The 16698-nt window shown below is 30.8% G+C and carries 17 protein-coding genes; 6 read left to right on the top strand and 11 right to left on the bottom strand.

Translation table 11 applies throughout. The features are described 5' to 3' along the window. The first annotated feature begins 55 nt into the window (after nt 1-55). On the top strand, nt 56-1882 hold the full coding sequence (locus DFQ07_RS10905; RefSeq protein WP_133536735.1) for a cation:proton antiporter: 1827 nt from the start codon (nt 56-58) through the stop codon (nt 1880-1882). Here DFQ07_RS10905 and dnaX read toward each other — a convergent pair. Further along, on the bottom strand, nt 1871-3559 hold the full coding sequence (gene dnaX / locus DFQ07_RS10900) for a DNA polymerase III subunit gamma/tau (RefSeq protein WP_133536733.1): 1689 nt from the start codon (nt 3557-3559) through the stop codon (nt 1871-1873). The two genes, DFQ07_RS10905 and dnaX, sit on opposite strands and share 12 nt — an antisense overlap. Nucleotides 3560-3699: 140 nt before the next feature. On the opposite strand from dnaX, the gene msrA reads away from it, so the two are divergent. Further along, nucleotides 3700-4356, top strand: coding sequence for a peptide-methionine (S)-S-oxide reductase MsrA (gene msrA / locus DFQ07_RS10895; RefSeq protein ID WP_133536731.1), 657 nt, complete (start codon nt 3700-3702; stop codon nt 4354-4356). Nucleotides 4357-4465: 109 nt separating this feature from the next. Here the strand turns inward: msrA and DFQ07_RS10890 are convergent, their stop codons facing one another. From DFQ07_RS10890 to DFQ07_RS10850, 9 genes are all read right to left on the bottom strand, one after another. Continuing rightward, nucleotides 4466-6727 carry a TonB-dependent receptor gene (locus DFQ07_RS10890; RefSeq protein ID WP_133536728.1) on the bottom strand — a complete coding sequence of 754 codons (2262 nt, stop codon included), beginning with the start codon at nt 6725-6727 and terminating at the stop codon, nt 4466-4468. Nucleotides 6728-6784: 57 nt separating this feature from the next. Next, nucleotides 6785-7039, bottom strand: a complete 255-nt coding sequence (locus DFQ07_RS10885) for a hypothetical protein (RefSeq protein WP_133536726.1) — start codon at nt 7037-7039, stop codon at nt 6785-6787. Between the two features lie 144 nt (nt 7040-7183). After that, nucleotides 7184-7963, bottom strand: coding sequence for a TerC family protein (locus DFQ07_RS10880; protein ID WP_133536724.1), 780 nt, complete (start codon nt 7961-7963; stop codon nt 7184-7186). Nucleotides 7964-7965: 2 nt separating this feature from the next. Then, nucleotides 7966-8355 (bottom strand): hypothetical protein, encoded by a 390-nt coding sequence (locus DFQ07_RS10875; RefSeq protein WP_133536798.1) that lies wholly within the window; start codon nt 8353-8355, stop codon nt 7966-7968. Nucleotides 8356-8392: 37 nt separating this feature from the next. Beyond that, nucleotides 8393-8980, bottom strand: coding sequence for an adenylate kinase family protein (locus DFQ07_RS10870; protein ID WP_133536722.1), 588 nt, complete (start codon nt 8978-8980; stop codon nt 8393-8395). A gap of 3 nt (nt 8981-8983) precedes the next feature. Next, nucleotides 8984-10327, bottom strand: coding sequence for an adenylosuccinate lyase (purB, locus tag DFQ07_RS10865; RefSeq protein ID WP_133536720.1), 1344 nt, complete (start codon nt 10325-10327; stop codon nt 8984-8986). Between the two features lie 285 nt (nt 10328-10612). After that, on the bottom strand, nt 10613-11185 hold the full coding sequence (locus DFQ07_RS10860) for a hypothetical protein (RefSeq protein WP_133536717.1): 573 nt from the start codon (nt 11183-11185) through the stop codon (nt 10613-10615). A gap of 4 nt (nt 11186-11189) precedes the next feature. Continuing rightward, nucleotides 11190-11963 carry a ComEC/Rec2 family competence protein gene (locus DFQ07_RS10855; RefSeq protein ID WP_133536715.1) on the bottom strand — a complete coding sequence of 258 codons (774 nt, stop codon included), beginning with the start codon at nt 11961-11963 and terminating at the stop codon, nt 11190-11192. Between the two features lie 286 nt (nt 11964-12249). After that, nucleotides 12250-12846, bottom strand: a complete 597-nt coding sequence (locus tag DFQ07_RS10850; RefSeq protein ID WP_133536713.1) for a Crp/Fnr family transcriptional regulator — start codon at nt 12844-12846, stop codon at nt 12250-12252. A 71-nt stretch (nt 12847-12917) separates the two neighbouring features. Between DFQ07_RS10850 and DFQ07_RS10845 the strand changes: the two genes are divergently transcribed. After that, entirely contained in the window at nt 12918-13325 is a 408-nt protein-coding gene (locus DFQ07_RS10845) for a group III truncated hemoglobin (protein WP_133536711.1), read from the top strand. On the opposite strand, the gene DFQ07_RS10840 is transcribed toward DFQ07_RS10845, so the two are convergent. Beyond that, nucleotides 13318-13653 (bottom strand): hypothetical protein, encoded by a 336-nt coding sequence (locus tag DFQ07_RS10840; protein ID WP_133536709.1) that lies wholly within the window; start codon nt 13651-13653, stop codon nt 13318-13320. The two genes, DFQ07_RS10845 and DFQ07_RS10840, sit on opposite strands and share 8 nt — an antisense overlap. A gap of 133 nt (nt 13654-13786) precedes the next feature. Here DFQ07_RS10840 and DFQ07_RS10835 point away from each other — a divergent pair, with 133 nt between their 5' ends. The 3 genes from DFQ07_RS10835 to DFQ07_RS10825 all read left to right on the top strand — a co-directional run bounded on the left by DFQ07_RS10835 (nt 13787) and on the right by DFQ07_RS10825 (nt 16639). Continuing rightward, nucleotides 13787-15805, top strand: a complete 2019-nt coding sequence (locus tag DFQ07_RS10835) for a VWA domain-containing protein (protein WP_243743964.1) — start codon at nt 13787-13789, stop codon at nt 15803-15805. A 66-nt stretch (nt 15806-15871) separates the two neighbouring features. Then, the gene (locus tag DFQ07_RS10830; protein WP_133536707.1) at nt 15872-16261 is read left to right on the top strand and encodes an acyl-CoA thioesterase; all 390 of its coding nucleotides are present in this window, start codon (nt 15872-15874) and stop codon (nt 16259-16261) included. Nucleotides 16262-16306: 45 nt separating this feature from the next. Continuing rightward, complete coding sequence (locus DFQ07_RS10825; protein WP_133536705.1) at nt 16307-16639, top strand: hypothetical protein; 333 nt, start codon at nt 16307-16309, stop codon at nt 16637-16639. Nucleotides 16640-16698 lie beyond the last annotated feature (59 nt).

The raw sequence follows: 16698 nt of genomic DNA, 5'->3' as shown, positions 1-16698 counted from the left end.
ATCTAATAAGGAGTTTAATTAAAAGCTGTATTTTTAGTTTTTTTAAAAATATACTATGTTAGAGCTAGCGGGGATAATTATACTTGGAATTTTAGCACAATGGGTAGCTTGGAGGTTTAAAATTCCAGCAATTTTACCTTTAATTTTAATAGGATTGTTAGTTGGTCCTATAGCAGCTGAGTTTTTTAGCGAAGACGGAAGCAAATGGATAGAACCTACTTGGAATGGAGAAAAAGGATTGTTTCCTGGAGAAGGTCTGTATTATTTTGTTTCATTATCTATCAGTATTATTCTGTTTGAAGGAGGATTAACTTTACGAAGAGGTGAGATTAAAAATATAGGTCCTGTTATTACCAAGTTAATTACCTTAGGAGCAACCATAACTTTTATAGGAGGCGCTATTGTAGCTCGCTATGTTTTTGGTTTAAGCTGGGAATTATCATTTTTGTTTTCAGGATTAATAATTGTAACTGGCCCAACAGTTATCACGCCTATTTTGAGAAATATTCCTCTAAAAAAAGATGTATCGGTGGTTTTAAAATGGGAAGGAATATTAATTGACCCCATAGGAGCTTTAGTGGCAGTACTTGTTTTTGAGTTTATTAGCGTGGGTGGAGGTGCTGGTTTTACACAAACAGCTTTGTTAGACTTCTTAAAAATTATTTTATTCGGTACTACTTTCGGATTCACATTTGCACATGCTTTAATTTTTATTATTAATAAAAAATGGGTGCCACATTATTTGTTAAATGTGGTTTCACTATCAACTGTTTTATTGGTATTCGTAGAGTCAGAACTATTCGCACATGAATCAGGCTTATTAGCTGTAGTAGTCATGGGAATGGTATTAGGTAATAGTAAATTAAAAAACTTAAAAGAAATTTTATATTTTAAAGAATCATTAAGTGTTCTATTAATTTCTATATTATTTATTCTATTATCAGCTAACATGGACTTTAAAGAGTTAATGCTTTTATATGATTGGAAAACACTTATCTTATTTGCGTTAGTAGTGTTTGTCATACGTCCATTGGCTGTGTTTTTAAGTACCTCTAAATCCAATTTAATGATAAATGAAAAGTTATTTATTAGTTGGGTAGGACCAAGGGGAATTGTTGCAGCAGGTATTGCTTCTTTATTCGGAAGTAAGTTATTAAAACAAGGAATTGAAGGAGCTGAATATATTACTCCGTTAGTTTTTATGATTGTGTTGGGAACCGTTTTGTTAAACGCAACTACAGCGAGGTTATTTGCTAGAATTGTAGGAGTGTTTTTAAAACGATCGAATGCAATTATGGTTGTTGGTGCATCTGATGTAGCCAGATTAATTGCTAAGTATTTAAAAGATAACAAGCGTAGGGTTGTTTTAATAGATTCTAATATAGATAATATTGAAAAAGCAAAGGAAGAAGGGTTAGAATCGTTAGAAGTGAATATTTATGATGAAGAACTTACCGACAATATAGAGTTGAATGATGTGGGGTATTTGATTGCCATGACGGGTAGTGATTCGATTAACAAATTTGTAATCTCGAATTTCTCGTCAATTTTTGGTGAGCAAGGAGCTTATCGTTTAGCGACTTCACAAGAAGTAATTACTAAAGATTATGAAGATGAAGACCATTTATTTACCATAGAAGATGATTATATTAATATAATGGAGGCGGTAAGAGAATTCCCAGAAGTTCATGAAACACCTGTAAATTCAACTCAAGAATATAAGGATAAAATAGAGAAGATACATAATGAAATTAAGTCTATCCCTATTTTAGTTAAGAATACAAATACCAATGAAATTTTATTAATTTCAGAATTTGAACACGATGTAAAGAAAATAGAAGGTTGGGTTATTGTTTATTTAGGTAAGAACCTAAACATCTAAACCAAAAGTATTTTTTAACTTTTCTATTAGTGGATTTTTTTCTTTGAGCTTGTTGTATTTTTCTAGTGGGGTATAAGCAAACTTCTTTTCTACTGTTTCATTAACAATTATGTTAATTTGAATTCCATAATTGTTTAGTTTTTCACGTAAAAACTTTAGTAATTTAGGTTTTCCTTTTTCTAATTGTGATTTCATTAAATCGTTTGGTAACGAAAATATAATGGTGAAATCTTCTTGTAATTTAGGCTCGTCAGAAGCCAAGATAGCAGCCATACTACGTTCTCCAAAGTTTTGAAGCTGAAAATAGTATTTTTTCCATGCATCTTTTAATTCATCTTTAGTAAAGGGACTTCTAGGATGATTATCATAGTTCTCTTCTTCGTCTAAAGCGACATTAAATTCTTTCTTTTGCTGAAGACTTTTTAAAGATAATGCAGAAGTACGACGCTTGATATTTTTTAATACGGGCTTTTTTGGGGCTTCAGCAACAGGCTGTTTTTCTTCTACTTTTTGAGGAGTTTTAACAGCAAGAGGTTTTACCTCAGTTTTTTTAATTGAAGGTGATAAAGAGGTGAAAAATGTAGCCGGAATTATGTAGTTGCTAGATTTTTTTTTTGCTCCATCAAAAGTGATAGAGGCAATTTGCATTAAAGTAAGTTCTACCAATAAACGTTGGTTCTTACTCCCTCGATATTTTAAGTCGCAATCGTTAGCTTTGTCTATAGCAGGCATTAAAAATTGCATGCTCGCTTTGGCGGCTTGTTCTAGATATTTCTTCTTGGTATTATCACCAACTTCTAACAAAGCTACTGTGGCAGCATCTTTAGCAACGAGTAAATCTCTAAAATGAGAAGCTAATCCAGTTATAAAATGATGTCCTTCAAATCCTTTGCTTAATACATCGTTAAAAGCCATCAAAACTTCAGGAATTTTGTTTTCTAATAACAAATCAGTCATGTTAAAATACACATCGTAGTCTAACACGTTTAAGTTTTGTGTAACTGCTTCGCGAGTTAAGTTACTTCCTGAAAAACTTACCACACGATCAAAAATTGAAAGAGCATCACGCATAGCCCCATCTGCTTTTTGAGCAATTACATGCAGAGCATCATCTTCTGCAGTGATATTTTCCTTCTCACAAATAGTTTTTAGATATTCTTTAGCATCTAAAACACCTATGCGTTTAAAATCAAATATTTGACAACGTGATAAAATCGTTGGAATAATTTTATGTTTTTCGGTAGTCGCTAAAATAAATATAGCATGTGCAGGTGGTTCTTCTAAAGTCTTTAAAAAAGCATTAAAAGCTGCTTGAGAAAGCATGTGTACCTCGTCAATAATATATACTTTGTATTTACCTGTTTGAGGTGGTATACGAACCTGATCAGTTAAGTTACGAATGTCATCAACCGAGTTGTTTGAAGCTGCATCTAACTCAAAAATATTAAAGGCAAAATCTTCATCAGCATTAGTCGCATCTTCTTGATTGATACGTTTTGCTAAAATACGAGCACATGACGTTTTACCAACGCCACGAGGACCTGTAAATAATAGGGCTTGAGCTAAATGGTTGTTTTGTATAGCATTTTCTAGCGTATTAGTAATGGCTTGTTGCCCCACTACGTCTTCAAAATTTTGAGGACGGTATTTACGTGCTGATACTATAAAATGCTCCATTAATTCGTGTTGTTTACTTGAACAAAAATAGAAAACCCAACTGCAATTCACAAACAAATTTCTTAAGGAAAAATTAAAGTTGTAAACAATTGTAAAATCTAAGCTTTTTAAACGACAAAGGGAGTATAAATAATTAATGTATGACGATATTTAAAAAAGTAACTTTGGTTGCAGTTAGTTTTGTAATTGCTAGCCTATATGGATTTAATTCAAAGGAAGAAAGTAGTAATAATTCATCAACAGATATATCTTTAAAGGAAACCAAAGTAGCTTATTTTGCTAGTGGATGTTTTTGGTGTATTGAAGGAATTTATGAGAGTATTGTAGGAGTAGAAGATGTTATATCGGGATATGCTGGTGGGCATACTAAAAATCCTACTTACGAATCAGTTGGAACTGGACGTACAGGACATGCTGAAACAATAGCGGTGTATTATAATCCCAAAAGGGTTAGTTTTCAAACACTAGTTGATGTGTTTTTCGGATCACACAATCCAACGACTAAAAATGGACAATACCCTGATTATGGTACTCAATATCGCTCCATAGCATTTTATAATACGTTACTAGAAAAGCAAATTATAGAAAACACCATAAAAAAATTAAATAAAGAAGTGTATCATGGGAAGATTGTAACGGAGGTTAAAAAAATAAAAAAGTTTTACCCTGCTGAAGAATACCATCAAAACTATGAACGTTTACATCCAGAAAATCCTTATGTTCAAAAGATATCAATTCCTAGAATTAATAGGTTTAAACATAAGTTTCCAGAATTGCTAAAAAAAGGAAAAGAGTAAACTTTATTAAATTAAAGTTTGTTTATATGAAAGGAGGCTGTCTTAAAAGCGTCATTTTGTGAAAAAATGACAAATAGGTTGAACTTTTAAGATGGCCTCCGGTTTGTTATTACAGTGTAAATTCTATACCAATAACAATATTTCTACCAGCATTCATAATATTATCACTTTTTAAGCGAGATAAATGATTGATATATTTTTTATCAAACAAATTATTGATAGCTAATGATGTAGTAAAAGTGTATTTACTAATTTGAATATCTCCACCTACACCTAAATTTACAAGGTTGTAAGCAGGTGTAGAGGTTTCAAATTCACTAACATTATCTTGTTTAAAGAAAGAATGTAAACTTACAGAAGCATATCCCTGGTGTAACCATTTATTGTTAGAAAACTCAGTTCTCAATGTGTTTTTTAAAGCATTAGCAGGAATTAAAGGTAAATAATTACCGTTACTCTGTTTTCCTATAACCGTTTCAAAACTACTTTGTAAATGCAACCAATCTAAAGGGTGAGGATGTAAATGAAATCCAAACTCTCCTCCATATAATTTAGCATCTTCCTGTAAATAGGTATATACAGGAGCTTCATCTTCAATTTCACCAGTAGGTGATAGATAGATATAATTACTTAATTTGTTATAAAATCCGTTAGCGAATAATTCAAAATGTTCTGAATTATAATCTATTGAAAGGTCAAATTGTAAATTTTTCTCATTTACAAGGTTGTTATTTCCCATTTCAAAACGATTGGTACCATGATGAACTCCGTTGGAAGTTAATTCAGCAAGGTTTGGAGCTCTAAAGCCATTAGCAATATTAACACGAGTGGTTAATATTTTAAATAGCTTTGTTTTGAAGCCAAAAGAAGCTGTAAAACTGTTAAAGGACTTATCTATAGCTTCAAAAACATGTATTTCATCTTCGTGTACTATTTCATGTCTTTCTGTAGTAATAGCTCTATTATCATAACGAATACCAGCCTGTAAAGAAGTATAATCATTCAAATCATAGTTAGCTGTAGTAAATACACCAAAATCGTTAACGGTAGCATTAGGAATTAATAACTCTTCACCAAAGTTAGTATTGGTTTGATGTAATCCTTGTGCACCCAATAATACTTCAAACTTTCCAAATTTTGGTAGATGATATTTTGTATTATAACTAAAGGTTTTTAGCTTCATATTTAAAGCAGCCTCACCTTCTTCATGCTCTTCATGTTCTTCTTCAGTTTCACCAGCTTCATGATCGTGATGTTCTTCAAATTCTTTACGGTTATTAATAGTATATCCTAAATCGATATCTAACTTTGAGTTTTTAAAGAAAACATGATTGTGCAAGCTGATGATATGGTTGTTAATATCTTGATAAGGTGTCTCAAAATGAGTTTCTTTTGTTTGTTCTCCTATTCCTTCAGTTAATCCTAATTTTGAATTGTTAAAGTTGTAACGAAGCTCAGAAGAAAAGTTTTTTTCATGAAAACCTACACCCAATTTTAAATCTTTTTCTTTAAAACGAGTATTGGTTACTCTATAACTAGGTGTTTTATAATCTGCATGTTGTGCATAGGTTCCTCTTGCCAAAAACTGCCAATTTTTTAAAGAGGATTTTAAACCTACAGAAGCATTAGTTCCCAAGGTATTGCTAAAGTAACGCTGATTAACATTAACTTTTGTAGTATTTTCTGGGGCAAATTTTTCTGGTTGAATGTATAAAACACCACCTAATGCATCCGATCCATATAAAAGAGAAGCAGGACCTTTAATAACTTCAATACCTTGAATACCGGCATCGTTAATTCCTAAACCGTGCTCTCCTCCAAATTGTTGATTCTCCAAACGGATTCCTTGGGTATATACTAAAACTCTATTTCCGCTTAAACCTCTAATAACGGGTTTACCGATAGAAGCTCCAGTAGATATTTGTGAAACTCCTGCTATATTTGTAATTCCTTCAGATAGGGTAGTAGCTCCTGTTTTTTGAATTGCCTTTGCAGATAAACGCTCTACTTTCATTACATTTTCAGACTGTAATTTATTGAAAGGAGTTGAAATGATAACTTCATCTATTTTAAAAACTGATTCTTCTAATTCTAAATTAAAAGTGATGCTATTTTGATTAAAAGTAAATCTTTTACTTACATTTTTAAAACCTAAAAAGGTAAAAGTTATAGTAACTTCTCCATTAGGAATGTTTTGCAAAGTGTAGGTTCCATCATTATTAGAAATGGTTCCTTTGTGTAATTGTTCAGAGTAAATTTCTACTCCTATAAGTGGTTGATTATTTGTGTCTGTAATTTTTCCTGACAAGCTGTTTTGTGCAGCTACAGCAGTTACTCCTAAAAATAATAGGAAATTTATGAGTTTTTTCATTAAATGAATTTTACTGTTTAACTAAATTTATTTTGTTATTCTTTTATAACAATTTTGTTATACAGTAAAAAAGGGAGGAGCTCTAGATGATTTTTTTTCAGCATATACAAATGAGATTAACTGTGGTTGAGTAGCATAATCTGATTTGTAAAAGTGTTTCGGAACTACAGAAAAGTTCTCTGCAGTTTGATAAGTAAATGTATTAAAATGATAATGAGCTAATGAACAGTCAAGGTCTTGTTCGTGAAAATGATGTTCATTAGTAGAAGAGCAAACAGTATGCTCATGATTCTCAAAAAGATGTATTGTCAAGACTACTGTAGGTAACAGTAGCATAAGTAAACTTAGTATTGCAATATGTTTTTTGAATCGAATCACTAGTAGCAAAAATATAAAAAATAAAAGACCGATAGCAATTAACTATCGGTTTTTAAATTTTATAGTCTTAATCTTTTTTTAATGTTTCTTTGAGTTACCTCGTATTTTCATGTTTAACATTTCAACTCCTAAAGAAAAAGCAATAGCAAAGTACAAATATCCTTTAGGTATAGCCCCAACTGATTGTCCAAAAACTACAGTATGTGATAAATGTGCTCCTTCAGTAATTAACATAAATCCGATTAAGATTAAAAAGGATAAAGCTAACATTTGAATTGTTGGATGCTTATTTACAAAACTACTCACCGGTGTAGCAAAAATTAACATAATTAATATCGAAACAATAACAGCAATAATCATTATAATTAATGCTCCATCTATACCATTAGTCATACCAACAGCTGTTAAAACCGAGTCAAAAGAGAAAACAATGTCAATTAATACAATTTGAGTAATTACTTTTAACAAAGTACTACTTTTTTTAGGTGTACTAGAAGAGTTTTCTTCTCCTCTTCCTTCAACTTTATGGTGAATTTCACTAGTACTTTTGTAGAGTAAGAAAATACCTCCAGCAAATAAAATTAAGCTTTGCCCCGTAAGACCAACTTTTAACCAAGATAAATCTATATGCCATAAAGGATCTTTCATCCCTATCAAATAAGAAACCCCTAATAAAAGAAGAATTCTAAAAACCATAGCTAAAAGAAGACCAATTTGTGTTGCCTTTTTTTGTTGGTTCTTTGGTAGTTTATTAGATGTAATTGAAATAAAAATAATGTTATCTATACCCAATACTACTTCTAAAAAAGTTAGGGTAAGTAATGCAATCCAAGTGTCAGCTTGTAAAAATATTTCCATAGTTATTTTACTTTATATACAGTTCCTTTTTGTTTAAAATTAGAATAGCCAATTTTTGCAGTGAAATTATAAGAGCTATCGGTTACTTTGGTGATTTGAACAAATATAGGATCCTTATCTAAATCGGTTTTTGGATTTTTCATTCGCAGTGTATATGCAAAATTATTTTTCCATTTGATATAGAGTGTATCAATGTGTTTTTCTTCTTTTTCGGTAACTAAGCTATCGGTTGAAACACTTACTTTTTTAGTATATTCTTCTATTTGTAAGCTATCTTTTCTTACAATAGTTGTTTTTCCGTAGTTATCTCCAGCAGGAATTTCAAATGTTCCATGTACGAAACGTGTAGGATCTCCTTTTTTCTCTGGAGTACATGATGTTATTATTAACATGCAAGAAAACAGAAATACTTTAAATAGGAATAAAAAGTTAGCTTTTTTCACTTTCTAGATTATTTAGTTTTTGATAAATTATTTTATAAATTTCTTCTACAGATTGATTCCCGTTAATTTCAATAGTTGTTATTCCCTGTTTTTTTATGAAATCGATAGCATGCGCTGTAAGGTTAACAAATTCATCAATTCTAGTTAAAACTGTGTTTTGATTTGTATCATCTTTTCTGTCTTCTTCAATAGCTCTTATTTTAGCTCTTTCCAACAAAACATCTTTAGGGACTTTTAAATAGATAACTAAATCTATAACATTTTTATCCTTCTCTAAAAAATTGATTAAATGTTCAGCTTGTTCAATATTTCTAGGGTAGCCATCAAAAAGAAAATTATTTTTTTCTTTTTGATTGAAATAAAAGCTTTCTACTATTTCCATAACTAGATTGTCAGGAACAAGTAAACCTTTACTACTATATTCTTCAGCTTTTAATCCAAGGTCACTCTGTTTGGCTTTTTCATTTCTTAACACATCTCCGGTAGAAAGATGTGTTAAGTTAAAATCATTTATTATTTTTTTAGATTGGGTTCCCTTACCAGCTAATGGAGGCCCAAAAATTATAATGTTCATGGATTATATACCTGTGTAATTAGATGGTGTAATTTGTTTTAATTCGTTTTTAATCGCTTCTGAAACTTCTAAAGTATCAATAAAGTTAGCGATAGAATCTTTGTTGATTTTTTCGTTTGTACGTGTTAATCCTTTTAAGGCTTCATACGGATTAGGATATGCTTCACGACGTAAAATTGTTTGAATAGCTTCAGCAACTACCGCCCAGTTATTTTCTAAATCTTCAGCAAATTTATCTTCATTTAATAACAATTTGTTCAATCCTTTTAAGGTAGAAGCAAAACCGATTAACGTGTGTCCGAAAGGAACACCAACATTACGTAATACAGTACTATCAGTTAAATCGCGTTGTAATCTTGAAACAGGTAATTTAGCCGCCAAATGCTCAAAAATAGCGTTTGCAATTCCTAAATTTCCTTCAGAGTTTTCAAAATCAATCGGATTTACTTTATGAGGCATTGCAGATGAACCAACTTCCCCTTTTTTAATCTTTTGTTTGAAATAGTCGTTAGAAACATAGGTCCAAACATCACGATCTAAATCGATTAAAATATTGTTTACACGTTTTAATCCGTCACATAAAGCTGCCATGTGGTCATAGTGCTCTATTTGTGTAGTAGGGAATGAGTGGTGCAAGCCTAAAACCTCCTCTACGAAATGAGTACCAAAGTTTTTCCAATCGATATCTGGATACGCTACTTTGTGTGCATTGTAATTACCTGTAGCACCACCAAATTTAGCTGCGTGTGGTGTATGTTGTATGTGAATAACTTGATTGTTAATACGCTCAACAAATACAAAAAACTCTTTTCCTAAACGGGTAGGAGAGGCTGGTTGCCCATGAGTTCTTGCTAACATTGGTACGTTTTCCCATTCTTCTGATAAATCAGCTAATTTACAAACTAAGGTATCTAAAGTAGGGTAGTATACTTCTTCCATAGCATCTTTAATAGATAATGGAATAGCAGTGTTGTTAATATCTTGAGACGTTAATCCGAAATGGATAAACTCCTTATATTTCTGTAAGTTTAATGCGTCAAATTTTTCTTTGATAAAGTACTCAACAGCTTTTACATCGTGATTGGTAACGCTTTCAATTTCTTTAATTTTTAAAGCATCTTCAGCAGAAAAATCCTCGTAGATTTTACGTAAATCAGCGTATAAATCTTTGTTGAAATCGGCTAACTGAGGTAGTGGAATTTCACATAAAGCGATGAAATATTCAATTTCTACTTTTACGCGATATTTAATTAAAGCTTCTTCTGAAAAATAGTTGGCTAAACTAGCAACTTTGTTACGGTATCTACCATCAATAGGAGAGATGGCGTTTAATTCTGTTAAGTTCATGTTTTGTTGTTGTGTTGAAAGGCACAAAAATAGAAAATACTTCCCTTTTTTTAGAGATAAACCTGAGGAATTTTAGTACTTAAAAAAAGGAATCTTATTTAGGGACAAAGAAGTATGCCGTAACATTAGCGACCTTCGTAGGTCTTTCCTCACAGATATGTAAACAATAAAGCGTGTAGAGAATTATGTAAACGAATTGTAGTTAGCGCTTTTGTGTAAGCGTCAGTAACGGGAAAGTGCACGAGTACTTTCCACTGACGCACCTAATTCAGACGTTATTGCGCTTTACACGTTGTTGTGCTTAGTACTTTTTCTTTTTTGAAATACTATTATTAAGATAGAACTCAATATTATTGAAATCAACCAAACCAAAATAATTGTGTTGTTATACCAAGTATTACTTGACCAAACTTTCAAAAGAAAATATAACGAGCCTATAACTAAAATAACACAAGGGACAATATAAAACAACGACATAGCTGTTCTAACATTTAGTGTTTTAGTATAGTTTTTAAAATTTTCTCTAAGTAATATAAAGTGCTTGATTTTATTTTTAGACTCAAAAAATTCTCCTGTATCGAGAGTTGCTCTTAATAATTTATGGTAAACAAGAACATCCATCATCCAAAACAGTAAAATTCCAGTTGAAATAACCAGACAAATAAGGCTAGAAGCAAAGTTTGGATTAAATGGCAGAGAGTCAAATTCTGTAGAAAAAATATAACCAATACCTGTAAAGCCAGCAAGAAACCATGTAGAAGCTAAACCTTTGAAAACATTTTGTATTTGATTGAAATGTCTTTCATAAACTCCAAGTTCCTTGTAAATTTCTATTATGATGCTATTATCTAGTTTCATTGGTTTAAAATTTCCAAGTTAAAGTACCGTCAACATCAGTTCTATAAACTTTATTAGACGAATTATCTTTATATCGTTTAAGAGCTGTAGGATGAGGGACGTTTTCATATATTCCTGATTTCGTAGAGATTATAGTGTCCTTTATGTTGGCTTTTTTAATAAATTCTAAGTCGGCTCCGTTAATACTTGCGTGATGACTTGCATGAAGTGTATCATCGCAATAATTCTTGGTATTATTCGCAATCCAATTAAGATTCTTATCTGATGCGTCTCCTGTAAAACAACATTTGTTTCCAGTACTTTTGTTTTTTACAAGAAAAACTAAACTCGCATCGTGCAACTCCCTTGTTGCTGAATTTGCAATTTCTTTATTAGGACCGAGCATCCATATTTGAAGTCCAGAGACAGTCCACCAAGGTTTGTCAAAAGAATCTTGTCTAAAAGGTTTATATACATTACTTCCTTTTTTTTCAAAGTGTGAAGCTAAATTTTGAAATTTTTGCCATTCATCATATTCGACACTATTGTCATTATACCTTCGTGAGTATGGTGAATAAATCAAATAATCAATAGAATATCCATTATCCTTTAAATACTCCATTCCATCAAAATGGTCATAATGTTGATGTGTTATAAACAAAGCCTTTATCACCTTATTTGATGGAAGATACCTTGTGTATTCATCAATTTTATAACAATCTATCATTATTGTATCATTCGTAGTGATAATCACTGTGGTATCACCACAACCTACACTTAAAAATTTCATTTCAGCCATTTATTTCGGTATTAAGCACAACTCGTTATATGTCTAACTTTAATTCTCTTATCCCAACAAAAGCATGGGATATCGTAAAGTTTAGCAATTTTTATACGCTATCAAATATGTCAAAACCAATAGGTTAACTAAAATAAAGTTATTAACGAGTTATCGTTATTTGTTAATTAATTATGCAATTCCAACAAACTTACTACAAGGGAGGTACAAATTTTTACGGAATTCCATAAACCTATTAATATTATCTTTATAACACTCTTTATTGAATGGTCTCTTTAGACAATCTTTAACGGTATACCTTTCGTTTGCTAATTTTTAGGTCTCCCTTTTTTTCTAAGGATTTTATGACCCGAATTACGGTTTCTACTCGCAAACCTAAAATGTCGGCTATTTGCTGACGTGTATAGGCTACTTTAAACGAGTACTTTCCTTCAACTTTATATACATCGTCTTTTAAATAATCAATAAATCGAAGTACTCTATGGGCGGGTTCTTGACTTGAAATTTCTGAAGCTATAATGGCTTTGTAGTACAAACGTTTGGCTAAACTTTGAGTGATTTTTAAATGAATTTCAGGATTATCTTGTAATAATTTAAACAAATCACTTTTAGCTAAAACTAGAATCGTACTATCAGAAATAGCCACCGCATTGGCAGGATAGGTAACATCAATAAACAAAGGAGGTTCTCCAAAACTTTGATTTTTATAAAATATTCCTTGAATAAACTCTCTGCCATCATCATTAAAATTATTCATTTTAACCACTCCGCTTATTATTTGGTAGTAGTAGTGCGCTGTTTGTTTTTCAGAAAAAATAAGTTGTTCTTTCTTAAACTTTTTACTAGTAGCATTGTATTTTAAAAGAAGTTCTTCAGGTATCATTATGATTTAAGTCATAAATTGCAATTGCATAAAGATATACTTTTGTGATATATTATAATAACGATTTGTAAATGGATAAAAGAGATATTGAAAATAGAGAAGATGTGTATAAATTAGTATCAACCTTTTATAATGATAAAATTAGAAAGGATGATTTTATAGGTCCTATATTTTTGAAGACTATTCCTGAAGAAACCTGGGAAAGCCATTTGCAAAAACTCACCGATTTTTGGGAAACCAACTTGTTTTTTGTGCGAAAATTTAAAGGAAACCCTATGAAAGCACATAAAGATGTAGACAAGGATTTTGAGCACTCTATTTATCAAAAGCACTTCGGTCGCTGGTTACAGCTTTGGTTTGAAACGGTAGATGAACTTTTTGATGGAACAAAAGCTCATGAAGCTAAAGAAAGGGCAAGAAATATTGCATCTATGCTCTTTTTCAAAATGTTTGAAGCAAAACCAAAAACTACTACATAAGCAGATAAAAAATCAATATAATATTTCCTAAAATATTAATAATAAATGCCCAAGCAATTGTTTTAAATGATCGTTGACTTATTGCTACGGCATTGGCTCCCATGGCTGTTACACAAGCAAAAATTAAAGCAAATAAATTTACTTTTCCATCCACAGCTAAGGCAGCTGTGATAGAAGCAATCATAGAGCCTACAGTAATTAAAATGATAGAGATACCTATACGATTTTTTTCTCCTTCGTTAATTTTTTTATTGATATAGGTAATAATTCCAAAACCAGTAGTTTTTTGATATAGTTTTTCATGGGTCATGTCTTTTGTAGCTTCCATAATATGAGTTGTTTACGTCAAATTTACAAGCTTTAAATTAAATAGCTTATGACTTAAATCATAAATGAAAAAAGAGATAGTCTTATTTTATTTAATAGATATTTTTATCTTCACGTATTATAAAATACGCCTTGTGAAGTCAACAACTATTATTTTTATTGTATTAGCCGTTTTAGTAAGTGTAGCTATTGCTTTTTTTCAATATTTCTATAAAGTAAGAAGAACTCCGAAGGTGCACATCTTGCTTTTTGTCTTAAAAGCATTGAGTTTTTTCTTGGTTGGGCTATTACTCATTAACCCGAAACTTAAAATTATAAAGACAGAAAACATAAAGCCTATTTTATCTGTTTTGGTTGATAATTCTCTTTCTACTCAGTTTTTTAAAGAAGAACAAAATGTTAGAAATGTACTATCTGAAATTCAAAAAGATATAGCTATTCAAGAAAAATTTGAGATACAGTATTTTTCCTTCGGAAAAGAAGTAGGTATTTTAGACACGTTGTCTTTTTCTGATACTCAAACTAACATTTCAAAAGCTATTGATGCCGTTAACGAGTTGAATAAAGATAAAAATTCAGCTTTAATCTTAGTTACAGATGGTAACCAAACCCAAGGGAATGATTATGAGTTTGTAGCTTCAAAAAATAAAATATTCCCAATAATTGTTGGAGACACTACACAATACCAAGACATACAAATATCACAGTTAAATGTTAATAAATACAGTTATTTACAAAACAAGTTTCCTGTAGAAGTCTTGTTGTATTATGAAGGAAAAGAAAAAGTAAGTTCTACTTTTACCATTCAACAAAACGAACGAAGAATATTTTCTAAAAAAGTTGAATTTTCATCAGAAAATCCTGTGCAGACTATTACTACTAATTTGTTGTCAACTAAAAAAGGATTACAATACTATACGACATCCATCAGTAAAATTAATAATGAAAAGAATATTAAGAATAATTACAAAAGTTTTTCTGTAGAAGTTATAGATGAGCAAACTAAAGTATTGTTGTTAAGTTCTTTTTTGCATCCAGATTTAGGAGCGCTTAAAAAAGCAATAGAAAGTAACAAGCAACGTAAAGTTGATATTGCATTTGTACACAATAAAAATATAGATCTAGAAGAATATCAATTTTATGTATTGTACCAGCCTACTAGCTATTTTAAGAAGATATTTGAAAAAATATCGTCAAATTATCTATTGATTTCTGGAACCAAAACGGATTGGAATTTTATAAATGCACAAAATATAGGAATCAACAAGAGGGCTATTAATCAAACAGAAGAATATACCGCGATTTATAACCCGAATTTTTTAACGTTTCTACAAAAAGATGTTGGTTTTAACGAACTTCCTCCATTACAAGATAAATTTGGAGAGGTTCTGTTAAATAAGGAAGCTCAGAGTTTGTTGTACCAAAAATATGCGGGGGTAGAAACAACACAACCATTACTCTCTACTTTTGAAGAAAGTGGAAAAAAACATGCAGTATTATTTGGTGAAGGAATTTGGAAATGGAGAGCGGCAAGTTACTTAAAAGAACAAAATTTTGAGAGTTTTGACACATTTATAGGGAATATAGTTCAGTATTTAGTGTCTAACAAAAAACGAAAAAGATTAGAAGTAACTTCTGAACGATTATACCCTGCAAACGCTCCGATTACTATTACGGCTTTTTATGTAGATAAAAACTATCAGTTTGATAACAGAGCGAGTTTAGAATTAGTACTAACTAACAAAGACACTAAAGAACAAAAAAGTCTTCCGTTTTCGTTAATGAACAATTCATATCAGGTATCGGTAGAAGGATTAAGCTCAGGAGAGTATTCTTACAAAGTTTCTGTGGCCAATCAAAACATACATAACTACGGGCAATTTAAAATTACTGATTATCAGATAGAGGAACAGTTTACGAACGCAAATCAAAAAAAATTACAAGCATTGGCTTTAAAAACAAGTGGTGAAGTGTTTTTTTCTAACAAGTCAAAAGAGTTATTAGATGCTTTGGTAAATGATGAATCGTATTATACAACCCAAAAATCAATTACTAAAGAGCAAAATTTAATTGATTGGAAATGGATTTTATTTTTAGTCGTTGCTTTGTTAGGTATTGAGTGGTTTATCAGAAAATATTATGGCAAAATTTAAGAAACCAATGAGCTTTAATTGGTTTTAGGAAGATTGTTGTCGAAATTTGTACAAAAAGAAGATAATATGAGATTTCATACTAGAAAATGGGTAAAACCAGAAGATTTAAACCCTAACGGAACACTTTTCGGAGGAAGATTATTACAGTGGATTGATGAAGAAGTTGCTTTGTATGCTATTATTCAGCTAGAAATTCCAAGAACGGTAACTAAATTTATGTCAGAAATAGATTTTGTGAGTTCTGCAAAACAAGGTGATATAATAGAAATTGGAATAGAAGTAGTAAAATTTGGAAAGACATCAATTTCGTTAAGTTGCGAAGTACGTAATAAGATAACAAGAAAAACTATTATAGCAATTGATAAAATTATCATGGTGAGTTTAGATGAAGAAGGAAAACCCTATGCACATGGAAAAACTAAAATAGAATATGTTAAAGACCGATTGGAGAATTAGTTTTTAACTAAAACTTTTTACATTTGCCATACTAAAGTATTAGCATTGAAAAATAGTATCATTTTTTTATTTGTACTTCTGTTGTTTACACCACAAATACAAGCACACAATGATGTGGTTGTATATGATACTATTGAAAATCATACAGATTTTGATGAGTTGCATGAAGAACTTCATCATCAAAATGATAATGATCAACAACGTAATGAAGAGCATCACCATCATTGTTCTGTTATAAGTACTTATGCGAGCTTTATACCTGAAGAATGCAATTATGATCTTTTGCTATTTGTTGAAATAAAACAAGAAATAACTTGTTACAAAACAGGATACTATAATTCTTGCTTATCGGCTATTTTTCAGCCTCCTAGAGTTTAAATTAATTATTAATAGTTCACTTTCGTGTTGATGAAAGTTTTTTGCATCTTTTTTATTAA

The organism is Tenacibaculum caenipelagi, from assembly GCF_004363005.1.
Lineage (GTDB): Bacteria > Bacteroidota > Bacteroidia > Flavobacteriales > Flavobacteriaceae > Polaribacter > Polaribacter caenipelagi.
The sequence above is the reverse complement of the archived record's forward strand: the minus strand, read 5'-3'. Positions and strand labels throughout refer to the sequence as shown.

Excerpts from the sequence above, each read along its gene's own strand:
- DFQ07_RS10905 (WP_133536735.1), top strand. The coding sequence starts at position 56 with ATGTTAGAGCTAGCGGGGATAATTATACTTGGAATTTTAGCACAATGG.
- dnaX (WP_133536733.1), bottom strand. The coding sequence starts at position 3,559 with ATGGAGCATTTTATAGTATCAGCACGTAAATACCGTCCTCAAAATTTT.
- msrA (WP_133536731.1), top strand. The coding sequence starts at position 3,700 with ATGACGATATTTAAAAAAGTAACTTTGGTTGCAGTTAGTTTTGTAATT.
- DFQ07_RS10890 (WP_133536728.1), bottom strand. The coding sequence starts at position 6,727 with ATGAAAAAACTCATAAATTTCCTATTATTTTTAGGAGTAACTGCTGTA.
- DFQ07_RS10880 (WP_133536724.1), bottom strand. The coding sequence starts at position 7,963 with ATGGAAATATTTTTACAAGCTGACACTTGGATTGCATTACTTACCCTA.
- DFQ07_RS10875 (WP_133536798.1), bottom strand. The coding sequence starts at position 8,355 with ATGTTAATAATAACATCATGTACTCCAGAGAAAAAAGGAGATCCTACA.
- DFQ07_RS10870 (WP_133536722.1), bottom strand. The coding sequence starts at position 8,980 with ATGAACATTATAATTTTTGGGCCTCCATTAGCTGGTAAGGGAACCCAA.
- purB (WP_133536720.1), bottom strand. The coding sequence starts at position 10,327 with ATGAACTTAACAGAATTAAACGCCATCTCTCCTATTGATGGTAGATAC.
- DFQ07_RS10860 (WP_133536717.1), bottom strand. The coding sequence starts at position 11,185 with ATGAAACTAGATAATAGCATCATAATAGAAATTTACAAGGAACTTGGA.
- DFQ07_RS10855 (WP_133536715.1), bottom strand. The coding sequence starts at position 11,963 with ATGGCTGAAATGAAATTTTTAAGTGTAGGTTGTGGTGATACCACAGTG.
- DFQ07_RS10850 (WP_133536713.1), bottom strand. The coding sequence starts at position 12,846 with ATGATACCTGAAGAACTTCTTTTAAAATACAATGCTACTAGTAAAAAG.
- DFQ07_RS10845 (WP_133536711.1), top strand. The coding sequence starts at position 12,918 with ATGGATAAAAGAGATATTGAAAATAGAGAAGATGTGTATAAATTAGTA.
- DFQ07_RS10840 (WP_133536709.1), bottom strand. The coding sequence starts at position 13,653 with ATGGAAGCTACAAAAGACATGACCCATGAAAAACTATATCAAAAAACT.
- DFQ07_RS10830 (WP_133536707.1), top strand. The coding sequence starts at position 15,872 with ATGAGATTTCATACTAGAAAATGGGTAAAACCAGAAGATTTAAACCCT.